The sequence below is a fragment of the Paenibacillus sp. P2(2022) genome, from assembly GCF_029522175.1.
GTDB lineage: Bacteria > Bacillota > Bacilli > Paenibacillales > Paenibacillaceae > Paenibacillus > Paenibacillus polymyxa.
In genome coordinates this window covers 755645-774458 of the sequence record NZ_JAKWFI010000002.1, presented here as the reverse complement: position 1 = coordinate 774458, position 18814 = coordinate 755645, and the positions used below count along the sequence as shown (strand labels likewise).

At 44.8% G+C, this 18814-nt stretch carries 16 protein-coding genes; all 16 read right to left on the bottom strand.

Annotated elements, in window-relative coordinates:
- Positions 1 to 21: 21 nt before the first annotated feature.
- Positions 22 to 372, bottom strand: coding sequence for a 30S ribosome-binding factor RbfA (gene rbfA / locus MMB75_RS10915; RefSeq protein ID WP_013370723.1), 351 nt, complete (start codon positions 370 to 372; stop codon positions 22 to 24).
- Between the two features lie 20 nt (positions 373 to 392).
- Positions 393 to 2921 carry a translation initiation factor IF-2 gene (gene infB / locus MMB75_RS10910; RefSeq protein ID WP_016820981.1) on the bottom strand — a complete coding sequence of 843 codons (2529 nt, stop codon included), beginning with the start codon at positions 2919 to 2921 and terminating at the stop codon, positions 393 to 395.
- A complete protein-coding gene (locus MMB75_RS10905; RefSeq protein WP_007430068.1) occupies positions 2914 to 3237 on the bottom strand; it encodes a L7Ae/L30e/S12e/Gadd45 family ribosomal protein in 324 nt (107 codons plus the stop codon). The genes infB and MMB75_RS10905 overlap by 8 nt, the downstream gene beginning before the upstream one ends.
- A complete protein-coding gene (rnpM, locus tag MMB75_RS10900; RefSeq protein WP_007430067.1) occupies positions 3230 to 3538 on the bottom strand; it encodes an RNase P modulator RnpM in 309 nt (102 codons plus the stop codon). The genes MMB75_RS10905 and rnpM overlap by 8 nt, the downstream gene beginning before the upstream one ends.
- 23 nt (positions 3539 to 3561) lie before the next feature.
- The gene (nusA, locus tag MMB75_RS10895; RefSeq protein WP_016820980.1) at positions 3562 to 4659 is read right to left on the bottom strand and encodes a transcription termination factor NusA; all 1098 of its coding nucleotides are present in this window, start codon (positions 4657 to 4659) and stop codon (positions 3562 to 3564) included.
- Between the two features lie 101 nt (positions 4660 to 4760).
- Positions 4761 to 5222, bottom strand: coding sequence for a ribosome maturation factor RimP (rimP, locus tag MMB75_RS10890; RefSeq protein ID WP_013370719.1), 462 nt, complete (start codon positions 5220 to 5222; stop codon positions 4761 to 4763).
- A 314-nt stretch (positions 5223 to 5536) separates the two neighbouring features.
- The gene (locus tag MMB75_RS10885) at positions 5537 to 9853 is read right to left on the bottom strand and encodes a PolC-type DNA polymerase III (RefSeq protein WP_025364654.1); all 4317 of its coding nucleotides are present in this window, start codon (positions 9851 to 9853) and stop codon (positions 5537 to 5539) included.
- Between the two features lie 202 nt (positions 9854 to 10055).
- On the bottom strand, positions 10056 to 11504 hold the full coding sequence (proS, locus tag MMB75_RS10880) for a proline--tRNA ligase (protein ID WP_277507642.1): 1449 nt from the start codon (positions 11502 to 11504) through the stop codon (positions 10056 to 10058).
- Positions 11505 to 11555: 51 nt separating this feature from the next.
- Positions 11556 to 12827 carry an RIP metalloprotease RseP gene (rseP, locus tag MMB75_RS10875; protein ID WP_017427940.1) on the bottom strand — a complete coding sequence of 424 codons (1272 nt, stop codon included), beginning with the start codon at positions 12825 to 12827 and terminating at the stop codon, positions 11556 to 11558.
- A gap of 108 nt (positions 12828 to 12935) precedes the next feature.
- Entirely contained in the window at positions 12936 to 14075 is a 1140-nt protein-coding gene (locus MMB75_RS10870) for a 1-deoxy-D-xylulose-5-phosphate reductoisomerase (RefSeq protein ID WP_016820976.1), read from the bottom strand.
- Between the two features lie 145 nt (positions 14076 to 14220).
- Positions 14221 to 15012: a phosphatidate cytidylyltransferase gene (locus MMB75_RS10865; RefSeq protein ID WP_016820975.1), complete on the bottom strand. Its 792-nt coding sequence runs from the start codon at positions 15010 to 15012 to the stop codon at positions 14221 to 14223.
- A 17-nt stretch (positions 15013 to 15029) separates the two neighbouring features.
- Positions 15030 to 15797: an isoprenyl transferase gene (locus MMB75_RS10860; RefSeq protein WP_016820974.1), complete on the bottom strand. Its 768-nt coding sequence runs from the start codon at positions 15795 to 15797 to the stop codon at positions 15030 to 15032.
- A gap of 85 nt (positions 15798 to 15882) precedes the next feature.
- On the bottom strand, positions 15883 to 16437 hold the full coding sequence (gene frr / locus MMB75_RS10855; RefSeq protein ID WP_014599669.1) for a ribosome recycling factor: 555 nt from the start codon (positions 16435 to 16437) through the stop codon (positions 15883 to 15885).
- Positions 16437 to 17165, bottom strand: a complete 729-nt coding sequence (gene pyrH, locus MMB75_RS10850) for a UMP kinase (RefSeq protein WP_013309918.1) — start codon at positions 17163 to 17165, stop codon at positions 16437 to 16439. The genes frr and pyrH overlap by 1 nt, the downstream gene beginning before the upstream one ends.
- Before the next feature lie 120 nt (positions 17166 to 17285).
- The gene (tsf, locus tag MMB75_RS10845; RefSeq protein WP_013370709.1) at positions 17286 to 17936 is read right to left on the bottom strand and encodes a translation elongation factor Ts; all 651 of its coding nucleotides are present in this window, start codon (positions 17934 to 17936) and stop codon (positions 17286 to 17288) included.
- Positions 17937 to 18068: 132 nt separating this feature from the next.
- A complete protein-coding gene (gene rpsB / locus MMB75_RS10840) occupies positions 18069 to 18767 on the bottom strand; it encodes a 30S ribosomal protein S2 (RefSeq protein WP_013309916.1) in 699 nt (232 codons plus the stop codon).
- Positions 18768 to 18814 lie beyond the last annotated feature (47 nt).

Genomic DNA, 18814 nt, shown 5'->3' with positions numbered 1-18814 from the left:
TCTTCAGACTAACAAAAATCCCTATTTCTCATCCTTGTCGATATCACTCAACAGCTTTTCAATTCGGCTGCCATAAGCAATAGATTCGTCAATTTTGAAAATCAGCTCAGGAATATGGCGAAGCCGTATCCGTTTGCCAAGTTCAGAACGAAGATAACCGTTCGCTTTGTCCAGCGCCTTCAGAGAAGAAGTTTTTTGTTCTTCATCTCCAAGTACGCTCAAGTATACTTTCGCTTGGGACAAATCGTTTGTGACATCGACACCAGTCACCGTAATAAAACCGATACGTGGGTCTTTTAATTCGGTCTGTATGAGTAGGCTTAGTTCTTTCTTAATCTGTTCGCCAACTCGACCTGTACGTATTTTAGCCATGGGTGCTCACCTCTCTGCCGTTAGCGCTCCACTGTTTCCATGACGAACGCTTCAATAATGTCGGATTCCTTAACATCATTATAACCATCAAGGGTGATACCACATTCGTAACCTTGGGCAACTTCTTTTGCGTCGTCCTTAAAGCGTTTCAGTGAGTCGATTTTACCTTCAAAAATAACGATACCGTCACGGATCAGACGTGCTTCTGCTGAACGAGTAATTTTACCAGACGTTACCATACAACCAGCAATCGTACCGACTTTAGTAACTTTAAACACGTTACGAACTTCAGCGTGACCAATCACATTTTCTTTATATTCAGGGTCCAGCATGCCTTTCATAGCCTGCTCGATTTCTTCAATGACATTGTAAATGACTCGATGTAGACGAATGTCCACTTTTTCAGCTTCTGCTGTAGATTTCGCCTGATTATCAGGACGAACGTTAAAGCCAATAACAATGGCATTGGATGCCGCAGCCAAAATAATATCGGATTCGGTGATTGCACCTGCACCACTGTGAAGGATTTTGACGCGTACACCTTCAACTTCAATCTTGTTCAAGGAGCCTTTCAGCGCTTCGACAGAACCTTGTACGTCACCCTTAATAATGACATTCAGATCCTTCATCTCGCCATCCTTGATGTGTTGGAACAGGTCATCCAGCGTTACGCGGGTATTACTGCCCAGATCGGATTGACGTTGTGTAATCGCACGTTTATCAGCGATAGCACGAGCTTTACGCTCATCCTCGAACACCATGAACGGATCGCCTGCAAGTGGAACTTCTGTCAAACCAGTAATTTCAACTGGTGTGGAAGGACCTGCTTCCTTAAGACGACGGCCTTTATCGTTGACCATGGCACGTACACGTCCGAAGCAGTTACCTGCTACGAATGCGTCGCCGACTTTCAGTGTCCCGTTTTGAACGAGAATACGGGCTACAGAACCGCGACCTTTATCCAGCTCAGCCTCAATAATAGTACCACGTGCCCGTTTATCAGGGTTCGCTTTGTACTCATTCACTTCAGCTACGAGCAGGATCATTTCGAGCAAGTCTTCCAGACCCATTCTTTGTTTAGCGGAAACGTTGACGAAAATTGTATCGCCGCCCCACTCTTCGGGCACCAATTCATATTCTGTAAGTTCCTGCTTTACTTTGTCCGGGTTGGCATCGGGTTTGTCGATCTTGTTTACAGCTACGATTATTGGTAGACCTGCTGCTTTTGCATGGCTAATGGCTTCAACCGTTTGTGGCATAACACCGTCATCAGCTGCAACCACAATAATCGTCATATCTGTTACTTGAGCACCACGTGCACGCATAGCGGTAAAGGCTTCGTGGCCCGGTGTATCTAAGAAAGTGATTTTTTTGCTGTTGATTTCAACTTGGTATGCACCAATGTGCTGTGTAATACCACCAGCTTCGCCACCTGTTACATTCGTGGAGCGAATGGCATCCAGCAAAGTTGTTTTACCATGATCGACGTGACCCATAATGGTTACAACCGGTGGACGTGTTCTCAAATCCGCTGGATCATCATTTTCTTCCACAGTTTCAAAACGATCTTCTTCCACTGGGATTTTCACTTCTACCTCGACGCCAAAGTCACCAGCAAGCAAGAGAATGGTATCCATATCCAGTTCTTGGTTGATGGTCGCCATTGTTCCGAGCATAATCAACTTCTTGATGACTTCTGACGCATCCTTATGAAGAAGCTTGGCTGTTTCACCTACAGTCATCTCACCACGCACAATAATTTTCTTAGGCGTGTTGTCGATTTTCTCGCGACGCTCCTGTTGTTGACCTTTACCACGGTTGTTGAATTTGCCGCCACGATTGTTTCCACCGCGGTTGTTGCCTCCACGGCCACCGTTACCACCCCGTCCTCCGCCTTGACGGTTATCGTCAAAACGTCCTTGACCGAAACGGTTACCGCTGTTGTTGGAGTTACCACCTGTACGGTTGCCACCACTGCGGTTGGAATTGTTGCTTCCTGCGGAAGAAGAAGTTCTTACTGCCGCACCACCCTGGCTGCTTCCCTGAGGACGCGAACCTGTGTTATTGCTACCGGTACGCTGTTGTCCTCCCTGCTGTTGACCATTACTGCGGTTCTGAGTGCCTTGCTGGCCGCTTGGTCTACTAGAACCTTGTTGACTGCGGTTTTGACCGCCCTGCTGACTGCTTTGCGCTTTTGGAGCGCTACTTCGGTTACTGTTTTGGTTGTTGTTTGTCCTATTCATACTTACCTGCTTTTCCTGTTGATTTTTGGTTTGCTCCGTTGAATGATTACTATTCTGGCTTGAACCGGTCTGATTCGAGCTTACTTGCGCCGTGCCTGCTTCGCCTTGCTTGACCGCAGCATTGGATTTAATATTCTTAAAAAAGTTTTCCACTTTACCTACGGCATCATGTTCCATGACGCTCATATGGTTGTTTACGGGAATATCCAGCCGTTTAAGAATGGTGATAATTTCTTTGCTGCTCATGTTCAACGATTTGGCGTATTCGTATACCCGCACTTTGTCTTTGCTTTCTTGTTTACTCAATATACTCCACCTCCGACATTATCCCCGCATGTTTCATGATCAATTTCGCGAATCCTTGATCCGTCACAGCCAGCACGACCCGTTCAGGTTTGCCGATGCTGCTTCCCAAGCTTTCCCGGTCAAATCCTATCAATAAGGGGATTTTGTACGTCCCGCATTTGTCGCGGAATTTCTTTTGAGTATTCATTGAAGCATCTTTCGCAAGAATGACCAGCTTGGCTTCTGAAGACCTGATCGCTTTATAAACGATCTCATCACCTGTTAGCAGCTTGCCAGCTCTCATGGCAAGCCCCAATCCAGACAGCGCCTTATTCATCCTGCACGCTGCCTTGTGCCGCCAGGAATTCTTCCTCGACGGCAGCAAAATCACGACTTAGCTGCTCATAAATATCAGGATGGACCGAGTGCTTCAATGCTCGATCCAGTGCCTTGCTCTTTTGAGCCAGCTTGAAGCAGGCGGCTTTGCCGCACAAGTAAGCGCCGCGTCCCGACTTTTTGCCAGTCAAGTCAATCAACACTTCGTCTTCAGGGGTTTTGACGACACGGATTAACTGTTTCTTTGGCATCATTTCATGACAGGCGACACATTTGCGCAAAGGTATCTTTCTCTGTTTCATGCATTAACCCCCCTACACTCCGCTTAATCTACAGAAACGGAATCCTGATGCATTTCATCGGTGGATGTTCTCGGTCTGCCGAGCTCTTCCTCCGCCTGTGTTTCACTCTTAATATCAATTTTCCAGCCAGTAAGCTTAGCAGCAAGGCGAGCATTTTGCCCTTTGATACCAATAGCTAGAGAAAGTTGATAATCAGGTACTATAACGCGAGCCATTTTCTCTTCTTCAAATACCTGTACTTCAAGCACCTTGGACGGACTCAAAGCATTAGCCACGTATTCATCAACATTATCAGAATAGCGTACAATGTCGATTTTTTCGCCACGCAGCTCGTTTACAATGGTCTGCACCCGCGTTCCTCTTGGTCCCACACAAGAACCTACCGGATCAACCTCGGCGTTACGAGAATGAACTGCGATCTTAGAACGGAAGCCTGCTTCACGCGCTACGGAACGAATCTCTACAACACCGTCAAAAATTTCAGGTACTTCGAGTTCGAACAAACGCTTAAGCAGACCCGGATGTGATCGGGACAGCATAATTTGCGGTCCTTTGGTTGTGTTCTCCACCTTGGTAATATAAGCCTTAATCCGATCCAAATGGTTAAATTTCTCATTAGGCATCAGTTCGCTCAACGGAAGAACTGCTTCCACCTTGCCAAGATCAATATAAATATTACGTGGGTCTTGGCGCTGTACAGTTCCTGTTACAATATCCTCTTCCTTGTCCACAAACTTGTTGTAGATCAATCCCCGTTCCGCTTCGCGAATGCGCTGAGTCACAACCTGCTTCGCTGTTTGTGCAGCAATCCGTCCAAAATCACGTGGTGTGACTTCAATTTCAGCGATATCCTCCAACTGAAAATGTGGGTTGATCTCACGGGCTGCTGGCAACGAAATCTCGGTGCGAGGGTCCAATACCTCCTCAACAATCAGCTTGCGGGCATATACCTTAATGACTCCCGAGTTGCGGTTCATATCAACACGCACGTTTTGTGCGGTATTGAAATTCCGTTTGTAGCTGGAAATCAGGGCTGCTTCAATGGCCTCAAACAGCACGTCCTTACTGATCCCCTTTTCTCTTTCCAACTCGTTCATTGCTTCAATAAAATCCATACTCATGGATTACTGCTCCCCCTTTCAAATGATGGCACCTGCGTACTGGTCGGCACACGAGGCAAAAAACATGTAGTACATGTCAAACAGCAACAATCAAATCTGAATTAAAATATGATCGCGAGCCTTGCACCAGCTACCTTGTCATAAGGTATGGTATGCTTCTTTTGTCCGCTTTGGACGGTAAGTTCCCCATCTTCAAAAGAAAGCAAACGGCCTTCGAATTCCTTCAGACCGTTAATCGGCTCGTATGTAGTAACGAATACGTTTTTGCCTACCGCTTTAGTGACATCCTCCGCTTTTTTCAGCGGTCTTTCGGCGCCTGGTGAAGACACTTCCAGAAAATATGCTGTAGAAACAGGGTCATTTTCATCCAGCTTTTGACCCAAATATTCACTGATCATACTACAGTCGTCCAGATCAATTCCTCCGTCTTTATCTACAAAAACGCGAAGAAACCAATTGCTACCCTCTTTGACATACTCGACATCGACCAGTTCAAAACCATGCTCATCGAGGTAAGGTTGGGCCATTTCTTCTACTACTGATTTGATCTTTGGTGTGCTCAAAGATTATAACCTCCAAAAGTGAACTTTCCTGTGGTGAAAAAGAGATACCCTCTTACTGTAGGCAATGCTTCTCCATCACCGGCATTTTCATTTTCATTTGATGTAATGTTCATTTTGGGCTCACTGCAAATAAACCGGCGTACCGGTTGCCTGCCCAAAAATAACCTTTTTTCACGTTGTACCTGTATATCAAACAGTAAAGAGTGGGTTTCCCCACTCTTTTAGCAACGGTTTTATCTCCATGATTACCAAAAAAATTATAACATAACCGTAGTTATGTGACAAGTGCCAGAGCTTGACTACTGTGGTTCAGATTAAAACAGAGACAGCTGATTACTCTCTGGCAGACCTCGAAAGCAACCCATTTGGGACAGCATTTCGACAATGGTTTTACTAGCCTTCGATTTCTGTTGAAAATCCTCAACGGACAAAAATTCACCCTGTTCACGGGCCGCTGCGATGTTACGTGCTGCATTATCTCCAATACCCTGAAGAGCTCCGAACGGAGGAATGAGCGAGTCCCCGTCCACTTTGAAACGAGTAGCTTCGGAACGGTACAAATCAATAGATTTAAAACTAAACCCGCGAGCCGTCATTTCCAAAGCCATCTCCAGAATTGGAAGCATCCCTTTTTCTTTAGGTGGAGCCTGAAAACCAAGCTGCTCAATTTCGACAATCTTCCGTGCAATCGCATCATACCCTTGACAGCACAGATCAATATCAAAATCGGCCGCACGTACTGAGAAGTAAGTTGCATAATACTCGATCGGATGATACAGCTTGAAATACGCTGTACGCACTGCTGAAATAACATAGGCTGCAGCATGCGCCTTCGGAAACATGTACTGGATTTTAAGACAGGAATCAATGTACCACTGCGGCACCTTGCATTTTTTCATTTCTTCAATCCATTCGGCACTAAGCCCTTTACCTTTACGTACGCTCTCCGTAATTTTAAAGGCCAGACCTGCATCCATCCCCGCCTTGTAAATCAAAAACAGCATAATATCATCCCGACAACCAATTACGGTCTTGATGTTACATGTATTATTTTTAATCAACTCTTGTGCGTTCCCCAGCCATACACCCGTACCGTGAGACAAACCGGATATTTGCAGTAAATCGGCAAAAGAACTCGGCTGCGACTCTACCAGCATCTGGCGTACAAATTTGGTCCCCATCTCTGGTACACCATAGGTGGCAACAGGCGTGCGGATTTGCTGCGGTGTTACACCGAGTGCCTCCGTGGAGTTGAACATGCTCATCACCTTGGGGTCATTCATTGGAATGGTCGTAGGGTCAACCCCGGTCAAATCCTGAAGCATTCTCATCATGGTCGGATCATCATGGCCCAGAATATCGAGCTTGAGTAAGTTCGCATCAAAAGCGTGATAATCAAAATGCGTCGTTTTCCATTCCGAGCTCGTATCATCAGCCGGATACTGGACTGGTGTAATGTCCTCGACCTCAATATAATCAGGAACAACAACGATCCCACCCGGATGCTGTCCGGTACTACGTTTTACACCCGTACAACCAGAAGCCAGCCTGTTCAGCTCGGCTCCGCGCCATTTTTTATGATGTGCCTCTTCATATTTTTTGGCAAATCCAAACGCCGTTTTCTCAGCTACTGTACCAATAGTTCCTGCACGGAAAACGCTTTTTTCACCAAACAATACTTTCGTATAATTATGGGCAACAGGTTGATATTCACCAGAGAAGTTCAAGTCAATATCGGGAACTTTATCTCCTTTAAAACCGAGGAACGTTTCAAAAGGTATATCTTGCCCCTCACCTTTGAGCTTGCCACCGCAATTTGGACAGTTTTTATCTGGCAAGTCAAAACCGCTTGGAACACTTCCATCCAAAAACCATTCGCTGTGTTTACAGTCAGAATTACCGCAAATATAATGAGCGGGCAGCGGATTTACCTCAGAAATACCGAGAAAAGTAGCAACTACAGAAGAACCAACAGACCCCCGTGAACCTACCAAGTATCCATCCTGGTTAGATTTTTTAACCAGACGTTCAGAAATGAGATAGTTAGCGGAGAAACCGTATTTAATAATAGGTTCCAATTCTTTTTCAAGGCGAGCTACAACAACCTCAGGTAAGGATTCACCATAAATGGATCGAGCCGTCTCATAGCATGTATTGCGAATTTCCTCATCTGCTCCGTCCAGTAAGGGCGTAAAAAGCTTGTCAGGGAACAGTTCCAGTTCTTCAAAACGCTCTGCCAGCTCGCTAGTATTTGTCACAACAACTTCATACGCTTTTTCCTCGCCCAAAAACTCGAACTCTGCCAGCATTTCATCCGTTGTCCGCAAATGAGCATCTGGCTTTCGGATATCCTTTAGCGGACTAAATCCAGTAATGCCGTGAATGGTAATATCACGGTACAGCTTATCGCGAGTTTCCAAATAGTGAACATTGCCTGTAGCAATCACGGGCTTGTCAAGACGTTTTCCTATTTCGCATACTTTACGTATGGCCGTTTTTAGTGCATCAGGCCCGCTTACCAGTTGCTTTTCCACCAGATGCATATACATCGTCAAAGGTTGAATCTCCAACACATCATAAAACTGTGCAATCTCCTCGGCTTCTTCCTCGGACTTGTTTAACACGGCCTCGAAGAATTCTCCTTTTTCGCAGCCAGAAATAATAAGCAATCCGTCTCTCATCTCAGACAATTTCGATTTAGGAATACAAGGCACACGCTTGAAATATTCGGTATGAGACATAGAAACCAGCTTGTACAGGTTTTTTTTACCAACCGGATTGAGAGCATAAATGCAGCAGTGGAAAGGACGAACAGTCGATAGGTCCTTTCCCACATAATCATTCAAGCGGTCGAGCATTTTAAAACCCTTAATTTGCTCTGCATCGTTTAGTAGTCCGTTTAACACTTCTGCCAATGCAACTGTATCATCAATAGCCCTGTGATGGCTTTCCAACGCGACTTTATATTTAGTAGTCAGTGTGTTCAGACGGTGATTTTTCAACGTAGGAAACAGCAAACGAGCCAGTTCCAGCGTATCTAGCACCGGATTGGTCATTTCGGGCAAACCCATCTTTCGAAGAGTGGCCTGGATAAAGCCGACATCAAACCGCGCATTATGAGCTACCAATACAGCATCACCAGCAAAAGCTACGAACTCCTTCATAACAGGTTCGACATCCGGCGCATCCTTGACCATTTCATCATTAATGTTGGTCAGTTGCTGAATGTTGTAGGGTATACGTTCATGCGGATTGACAAAGGTTGCATAACGATCAATTTCCTTACCCTCATGCATTTTAACAGCAGCAATCTCAATGATTTTATTTTGTGTAACTGACAAACCGGTGGTTTCAATATCAAAAACGACATAAGTCGCTGTTTTCAAATTTAAAGGCTGTGCCTGCATTACAACCTCGACAGCATCATTAACTACATTGGCCTCAATGCCGTAGATCATTTTAATGCCGTTCTTCTTTGCAGCCTTAGCAGCATCAGGGTAGCATTGCACACCGCCATGATCTGTGACCGCAATCGCTTTGTGCCCCCATTTGGCGGCTGTTTTGACATATTGATCAATCGAGGCGACAGCATCCATTGCGCTCATCTTTGTGTGTAGATGAAACTCAACCCGTTTTTCCGCTGCATTATCCTTACGTCCGGGTGGGGCCTGTACTTCAACTAGATCGGAAGGAATCATAACCAACTCAGGAATTTGCATAAAACGGTCATATTCAACTCGTCCCCGCACTTTGACCCATTTACCGTTAGCCAACAGACTGAGAATTTTTAGATCTTCTTTAGTTTTAGCAAACATTTTCATTTGCAAGGAATCACTAAAGTCTGTCAAATAATACGTAAACAACGTACTTCCATTGCGCAATTCTTTACTGTCCAAACCGAAGATTGTTCCTTGTAGGGTGACTTTCTTCTCTTCGTCCTGAATCTCTTGCATCGGAATAGCCGGTTCTTTGATGTCATAACCAAATTGAAGCCGCACGTCCCCTTCTTCTTCTTCCAAAGGTGGCATTTCAGCTTCCATACTTTCCATCATCTGCTGAATGACTTCTCGTTCTTCCTGCATTTTCTTTTCCTGGAATTCCTGTAATGCCTCCTGGTTACTTTCACCCACCTGAACTTTAATACGCATAGAGAGCCCGAAATATTTATCGTAAAACTTAATAATAGCTTGATCTATCTGCTTTTTACGCGCTAGTTCCAATGACATACTATCGCTCATTGTTAGTAATAATAGACCGTCTTCCCACTCATGCACAGCCCGGTTCATCCAACCGTTAACAGATGGAATTTCACGGTGCACCCACTCTAAAAAAAGCTTCCAGTATTCACCGATAATATCACCAGGTTGAACCTGCTCACTGTACTGAAAGCGGAATGTGATTTTAGCGATATGACTCATTTTTTCCTGTACTTGAATACAGAACGTACGATACACCTGAGCGGGGACCAGTGTCTCCTTGGCAATAGTGATATTCCAATCCTTGTTGGTACGGCTAATCTCAACCTGGTCGATCCAACCGTCCAAAAAATAAGGATCCACCACTCCCGCCGGCATTACAACCTGCTTCATTAGCAGCTCCAGCCGCTTTCTCTTTTCTTCAGCTCCGCCCATGGCTCTCCCCCCGATTTCCAATCTACCTTTCTGAAAACATGAAAAGCTTCTGCGTCTAAAACATCTCCGACCGCAAAAGCTTTTCGTAGCCTTCTTCAACCCTCATCACAATAATATAGATAGTAGTCCGGAATATTAATCCGTAACAGCTATTCCTGTTGGCGAAGAGAATGAAGTGAGTATAGGGTATTGCTCTTCTTTATTAGTACGCCCGTGCGAACACTACTGTATGCTTGGCTGGTTTGCCACAGCACAAACATGTTGTCTTTTGCTCGGTTGTTTTAAACGGTATGTTACGGCTTGTAGCGCCTGTCACTTCTTTAACTTTGTCTTCACATTCTTCAGATCCGCACCAACCAGCCAAAGTAAAGCCACGTTTCTCTTCCATGAGAGTCTTCATCTCATCCAATGTATCGACGGAATAGAAGTTTTCTTCCATGAAGTTCTTTGCACGGTCAAACATCTCTTGTTGTACCTGTGCGAGCATCACGTGTACTTCTTCAAGCAGATTGTCCTGTTGGACAATCTTTTTCTCGCCGCTGATACGGGATACGAGCACACAGACACCGTTTTCCATATCACGAGGGCCGATTTCCAGACGAACCGGTACACCGCGCATTTCATATTCATTAAACTTCCAGCCTGGACTTACATCACTGCGGTCGTCCATTTTAACACGGACACCCGCTTGTTTCAACTCGGCAAACAATTCATCTGCACGAGCGATAACTGCATCACGTTTCTTAGGTGGTCCAATAGGAACCATAATAACCTGCGTAGGTGCCACCTTAGGAGGCAGTGCAAGACCACGGTCATCTCCATGGACCATAATCAATGCACCGATCAAACGTGTACTTGTTCCCCATGAAGTCGTATGCGCGAATTCCAGGTTGTTTTCACGGCTCAAATATTTAATGTCAAACGCAACGGCAAAGTTAGTTCCCATGTAGTGGGACGTTCCAGCTTGTACCGCTCGTCCATCTTTCATCATCGCTTCCAGTGAAAATGTATCCTTCGCACCTGCAAACTTTTCAGAAGGTGTTTTCTGTCCAGTAATAACCGGAATAGCTAGAACTTCCTCGATGACCTCACGATAAACTTCCAGCATTTTCATCGTTTCTTCACGTGCTTCTTCTTCTGTTTCATGTGCTGTGTGACCTTCTTGCCACAAAAATTCACTTGTTCGCAAGAAAGGCAGCGTACGTTTTTCCCAACGCACCACGTTAGCCCATTGGTTAATTAGCACAGGCAGATCACGATAGGATTGAATCCATTTCGAGTACATATGACCGATCATGGTTTCCGAAGTTGGACGGATTGCAAGACGCTCTTCCAGCTTTTCCCCACCAGCCTCAGTCACCCATGGCAATTCAGGATTAAATCCTTCCACATGCTCTTTTTCTTTTTGGAAAAAGCTTTCTGGGATAAACATTGGAAAATAAGCATTGCGATGTCCCGTTTCTCTGAAACGCACATCCATAGCTTCCTTAATGTGCTCCCAAATCTCAAAACCATCGGGGCGGAATACAATACACCCGCGAACTGGCGAGTAATCCATCAGTTCTGCTTTTTTAATAACATCAATATACCATCGGGAAAAATCTTCGCTCTGCGGCGTGATTTCCTCGACAAACTGTTTATCGTTCGACATAGAAATGCATGTCCTCCCATACAGACCATTTTTTATAATGACCGTCTCTAATTAACCATTAATTAAGCGTAAAATATCGTTATACGTGACCGCAATCATTAACAGGAATAGCATAGCAAAACCAACGAAATGGACCATTCCTTCCCTGCTCGGATCAACAGGACGTCCTCTTACCGCCTCAACACCAAGGAAAACAAGTCTACTTCCATCCAACGCCGGAATAGGCAGTAGATTGAATATCCCCAGATAAAGACTCATGATCGCAGTCCAATATGTCAACTGCTCAATGCCTTGCTTAGCGATTTGTCCCGTCACTTCAAAAGTACGTACGGGACCTCCCAGGTCATTGATAGAAAAACGTTGGATAAGCTGGCTAAATCCTTGAAAAATAATATCTGTCGTTCTGACCATGGATTGTCCGGCAAATTTGAATGTTTCCCCTACACCAGCTTGGCGTTTTGGAAGTTCAGGCACAATGCCCACCTTGCCACCCTTTTGTCCTTCCATTGCACGAGGTGTAATCGTAAGATCAAAGGTTTTATCATCACGGCGAACTGTCCACTTCATCGGCTTGTCTTGAGAATCCGCAATCAGTTTGATCATGTTTTCAACATTCGCACCAATTGCAACTCCGTTCACCGATTCGATGATATCTCCCTTATGCAAATCAGCTTCAGCAGCTGGCATACCTGCTGTAATTTCACTAATTTGGACATACGTCGGGTTGTCCACTTGTATGCCGACCATCTGGATGTGCAAACCAAACAGAATAAAGGCAAGAATAAAATTCATCAGGGGTCCAGCAAATATAGCCATCGCACGCTGTCCTACTGTTTTACTCCCATACTGTCGATCCTTCGGTGCAATTTGAATGGATTGTCCTTTGGTTACCATCATCGCTTGTGGGTGTACAGTGTATTGCTGATCTTCGCCATCCACATCCAATTTTACAGTTAACGCTTGTTCCAGATCAATCTCCAACACTTCACCGCGCACTACATTCTTGCGGTTATCCAGTTGGTCCAAATAGATGGTCTTAACGACGCCATCTGTCACGCGTACAGCAATCGTTTGTCCGGTTTCAATTTCATTGACCTCCGGATCTTCTCCCGCCATACGTGCAAAACCACCGAACGGCAGTAACCGTAGCGTAAATCGTGTCTCGTTTCTTTTATAAGAGAACAGTTTCGGACCGAAACCGATCGCAAACTCCCGTACCAGAATCCCGGCGCGTTTGGCAAAATAATAATGCCCCCATTCATGCACCGTCACTATGACGAAAAACATGAGCACCGTCATCAACACTATTTGAATCGTTTCCAATCGTTTCCGTTCCCCTTTCAATGAGATCGAGTTTGTCTTCCTAGATTATCATTATTCTCCGAACCCGCACAAGAGAATCACAATTCGTTTCTTGACCCCAACATTAACCTACAACTTCGAAGCTTTACTACGAGTCTCGCGGTCACAAGTTTCAATCGCAGACAAATCAGGATCAGCCATATTGACATGCTGTTCTAGCACCTGTTCAATAATCGCTTCAATATGCAGAAAAGAAATTTCTCCACGTAAGAAACGAGCAACAGCAATCTCATTAGCAGCATTAAAAGCGGTCGGTGCTGTACCACCCATTTTACCACATTCGAAGGCAAGCCTTAAACAAGGAAAACGATTAAAATCCATTTCCTTAAAGTGGAGTTTGCCCACTTCAGCCAATGACAGAGGCTTTGCCGGAGACTTCATCCGCTCAGGATAAGTTAATGCATATTGAATGGGTACTCTCATGTCAGGGTTCCCAAGTTGAGCAACAATGCTTGTATCTTGAAACTCGACGTAGGAGTGAATAATGCTTTCCGGATGAAGCAGCACATGGATCTGCTCATAGCTAAGCCCGAACAACCAATGTGCCTCGATGACTTCCAGCCCTTTGTTTACCATCGTTGCTGAATCAATTGTAATTTTGGCCCCCATTGACCAATTAGGATGCTTAAGTGCATCTTCCACGGTAACTTCACGCAGCTGTTCTCTTGTCAAATCTCGAAAAGAACCGCCTGATGCTGTTAGGGTAATATGTGCCACATCTTTCATACGCTCACCATTCAAGCATTGGAAAATAGCTGAATGCTCACTGTCAATCGGCAGCAACGGCACTCCTTTCGCCCGAGCCCGCGCTGTGACCAGATGACCAGCCGTAACCAGTGTTTCCTTATTGGCCAAACCGATCTGTTTTCCAGCCTCAATCGCGGCCAGCGTGGAGTGCAATCCGACACTGCCCATTACAGCTGTCACAACCATATCCGCCTCTGTGTTCGCGGCCAGCTCAACGAGTCCTTCATTTCCCCAGTGTAGTTCGATTCCAGAAGGCAGTAAAGGACGAATTTCATCGGCTAACTGCTGAGTACCGACAGACACTTTTTTGGGATGATAGAGACGCGCTTGCTCAGCAAGCAACTTTATATTGGAGCCACCTGCTAAAGCCTCAACAGTGAACTGATCTGGGTGCATGGACACCACATCCAACGTTTGAGTTCCAATAGATCCGGTTGAACCAAGTACCGTAATTCTTTTCATGATGCACCTTCCTATCCTGAAAATCACTTTTATCAGGAGCTCATTGTTTGTTATCCAGGCAACTATGGAGCTGATTCTATCCTTCTAATAGCGCAAGGCTAACAGTATAAAGGTTGATCCTCAGCATAAGTTGTAATCACCAGGCTTATGGAAGCAGCATCAGCATATGTACAAATGGAAAAACGACAATCCAGCTGTCGCAGCGGTCTAGTATACCACCGTGTCCTGGCAGCAGATTACCAGAATCTTTGATGCCGTACACTCGTTTGTATGCAGATTGTACCAAATCGCCCAGTTGTCCCACAACAGCACATGACAAACCGATGCCGAAGGCTTTACCCCAGGGTAACAGTCCACCTGACAAACCAGCGAATACCAGAGCTATAACCAGCGCTAAAACAACTCCGCCAATGGACCCTTCGACCGTTTTATTTGGACTAATCGCAGGCCATAGCTTCGTCTTCCCTGCCATTTTGCCTACAAAATATGCCCCTGCATCACTTGCCCAAATACAAGACAACAACAAAAAAGTCCATAACAGTCCATGTTCCATATGACGTGATTCCGCAATATACGAAAATCCAAATCCTATATATACAGTACCAAGAAATAGTATGGCTACCGTTTGAATCGGGATTTTATTTTTCGTTCCTACTGTGATCATCATAAACACTATCATTACCAACCAGAGCAAACTGGCAAAGGGTAGCGGTGAATGCAAACCCAAAGGTTGATATGGGAATACAAATGCTAATATGCTTACGTAGCCAAGTATTGCTGTACCTCCAAAAGGAGATACCTGCGTCATTCGAGCGAACTCATAAAATCCGATTAGGGCCATCACCAATATAAGCAAATGGTAGGCCAAGCCGCCCCACAGGACCATTGCCAAAAAGAATATGCCTGCCAGAATACCGGTAATTAATCTCTGTCTCAACGGCTTTCATCCTCCATTTACTTCAGTCCGCCATACCGTCGTGATCTTTTCTGATATTCGATCACTGCTTCGTATAAGTGCTCTTTCTTAAACTCGGGCCAATAAATATCAGTAAACCACAGTTCACTATAAGCAAGCTGCCAAAGCATAAAATTACTGAGTCTAAGCTCCCCGCTTGTTCGAATCAATAAATCAGGATCTGGCATACCCGTAGAAAGCAACGTGTTGCCAATTAGCTCAGATGTTATATCTTCCGGTTTCAGCTTTCCATCCTCAATTTGACGGCCCAATGCTTGCATGCATTCTGTGATCTCCAACCGACTGCCATAATTTAATGCAAAATTAAGTACAAGTCCGGTATTATTTTCGGTACGTCGAGTCGCTTCAGTCAGCGCTTCAACGGTATGAGAAGGTAAATGCTCCTTGTTTCCCATCATACGCACTTGCACATTTTTTTCAACTAGCTCATCCAGCTCAATTGCCAAAAATTCTTGAGGCAATTTCATTAGAAAATCAACTTCGTCCTTTGGACGTGTCCAATTCTCAGTTGAAAAAGCAAATAAAGTTAAATACTTAATCCCCAGTTCATCCGCTGCAATTGCTGTGCGTTTCACTGCCTTCATTCCATTTTGATGCCCTACAATCCGCGGCATTCCAATCCGTTTGGCCCATCTGCCGTTCCCATCCATGATGACAGCAACATGCTGCGGAATATTGTCTTTTGAAATGGCCGGTGTTTGCTGTTTTTGTTCCCCGTTCCACCAAGACCGAACCCGTTTGATCATTCCAGTTCCTCCAGCATTCTCTGAAAATGTGCCTCAGGCTTGAAAAGAGACAAACCCCACCGTAAGGGAGGGGCTGCCAATCTTTTTAAACTTCCATAATTTCTTTTTCTTTTGCAGCTAAAACTTTATCTACTTCAGCGATAAACTTGTCAGTCGTCTTCTGGATATCTTCCTGATGCTTACGAGATTCGTCCTCGGAAATATCACTTTTCTCCATTTTTTTGATATCATCATTTGCATCACGACGAATGTTACGAATAGCGATTTTTGCTTCTTCACCACTCTTTTTCGTCAGCTTCACCAAATCAGTTCTGCGCTCCTCCGTTAAAGCAGGAATACTCAGACGAATGGTGTTACCATCATTCGAAGGCGTCAAACCTAAATCGGATTTTTGGATAGCACGCTCGATATCAGCCAAAGAAGATTTGTCCCAAGGCTGAATCATCAAGGTCCGACTGTCAGGTGTATTGATATTCGCCAGCTGATTGACTGGAGTCATTGCGCCGTAATATTCAACCTGCACACGGTCCAGTAATGCTGGTGTTGCCCGTCCTGCACGCAAAGATGCAAGATCACGTTGCAATGCCTGGATTGCTTTTTGCATGCGCTCTTCAGCGCTCTTTTTCACAGATTGTGGCATTAATTTACACTCCCTTTGACGATCGTACCAATTTTTTCACCCAGTACGACACGTTTAATGTTACCTTGCTCTGTAATAGCAAAGACAATCAACGGAATATTGTTATCCATGCACAGCGAGGAAGCTGTAGAATCCATGACACCGAGATTTTTGTTAAGCACATCTAAATACGTAAGCTGCTCATATTTTTCAGCTGTGCTATCTTTAAACGGATCGGCGGAGTACACACCATCTACTTTATTTTTAGCCATCAGAATCACTTCTGCTTCAATCTCAGCGGCACGTAGAGCAGCTGTAGTATCAGTCGAGAAGAACGGATTACCCGTACCTGCAGCAAAAATTACGACCCGACCTTTTTCCAAGTGACGGATAGCTCTACGGCGGATGTAAGGTTCTGCAATCTGTTGCATCGCGATGGATGTTTGTACACGCGTAGGCACTTCAATTTGTTCCAAAGCATCCTGTAAAGCCAGTGAGTTCATCACCGTTGCGAGCATACCCATGTAATCTGCCGTTGCCCGGTCAATCCCATTGGCACTTCCAGCAATACCACGCCAGATATTACCGCCTCCGCACACAATAGCAACTTCTACTCCTAGTTCCACCACGTCCTTGACTTGCTCAGCAATCGACGCAATAGTATCCGCATCAATACCGTAACCGTTAGGACCTGACAGCGACTCCCCACTAACTTTCAGAACAACACGTTTAAACACAGGTTTTTCCAAATGATCACCCTCCAATTTCATATATTCTTTATGTAACAGGATAGGTGTCCTGTTGCAAGAAAAGGAACACCGATGTGTTCCATTTCTGTTTATTCATATGCAATTACCGATCGTTGGTAATTATTGTTTCACTTGAGACATAACTTCTTCGTAGAAGTTGTCTTCTTTTTTCTCCAGACCTTCACCCAGTTCGAAACGAACAAAGCGACGTACGGAGATGTTTTCACCAATCGTACTGATTTTCTCGTTGATCAGTGTGGAAATCGTTTTGTCTGGATCTTTAATGAAAGATTGCTCCAGCAAGCAGAATTCTTCATAGAATTTACCGATGCGGCCTTCAACCATTTTTTCAACGATTTTTTCTGGTTTACCTTCGTTCAAAGCTTGTGCTTTCAGGATTTCTTTTTCTTTTTCAATCTCTTCCTGAGGCACTTCTTCGCGACGAACATAACGAGGGTTCGATGCAGCGATATGCATTGCAATGTCACGAACAAAATCTTTGAACTGGTCAGTTTTCGCCACGAAGTCTGTTTCGCAGTTTACTTCTACCAGTACGCCGATACGGCCGCCAGCATGGATGTAGGATTCAACAACGCCTTCAGTAGCAATACGGCCTGCTTTGTTGGCTGCAGCTGCAAGTCCTTTTTCACGTAGAACTTCAACCGCTTTTGTCAAATCACCATTTGCTTCTTCAAGCGCTTTTTTACAATCCAGCATTCCTGCGCCTGTTTTTTCACGAAGCTCTTTTACTGCGCTAGCATTAACTGCCATATTATTTCCCTCCAAATTTGATTTTCAGTGGTATATGCGAGCTTTATTCCTTAAAAAAAGGGTAGTGAGAGGTTTTCCACCTACCAACCACCCTTTTCATTTAATTCGTATAGGTATTTCCGATTGGAAATATTATGCTGTAGTTTCTTCGCCTTGGTTAGCTTCCATAACTGCATCAGCCATTTTACCTGTCAGCAATTTAACAGCGCGGATCGCGTCGTCATTACCTGGGATAACATAGTCGATTTCGTCTGGATCGCAGTTTGTATCAACGATACCCACGATTGGGATACCCAATTTGCGAGCTTCAGCAACCGCGATACGTTCTTTGCGCGGATCAATGATGAACAGAGCACTTGGAAGGCCCTTCATGTTCTTGATACCGCCCAAGAATTTTTCAAGACGATCTTTTTCTTTGCGAAGAATGATAACTTCTTTTTTAGGAAGAACAGCAAATGTACCATCTTCTTCCCAAGCTTCCAATTGTTTCAAACGATCAATACGTTTTTGAATGGTTTGGAAGTTAGTCAGTGTACCACCCAACCAACGTTGGTTGATGTAGAATTGACCAGCACGTGCTGCTTCTTCTTTAACAGAATCTTGCGCTTGTTTCTTCGTGCCTACGAACAGAATTGTACCATTCTCAGCTGCAATGCTTTTTACGAAGTTGTAAGCTTCCTCAACCTTTTTCACTGTCTTTTGCAAGTCAATGATGTAAATACCGTTTCTTTCAGTGAAGATATAACGATCCATTTTCGGGTTCCAGCGACGTGTTTGGTGACCAAAGTGAACCCCAGCTTCCAAAAGCTGTTTCATGGAGATTACTGCCATCTTCACGCACCTCCTAAGTTTGGTTTTTTTGTGTGTCCTCCGCCGAC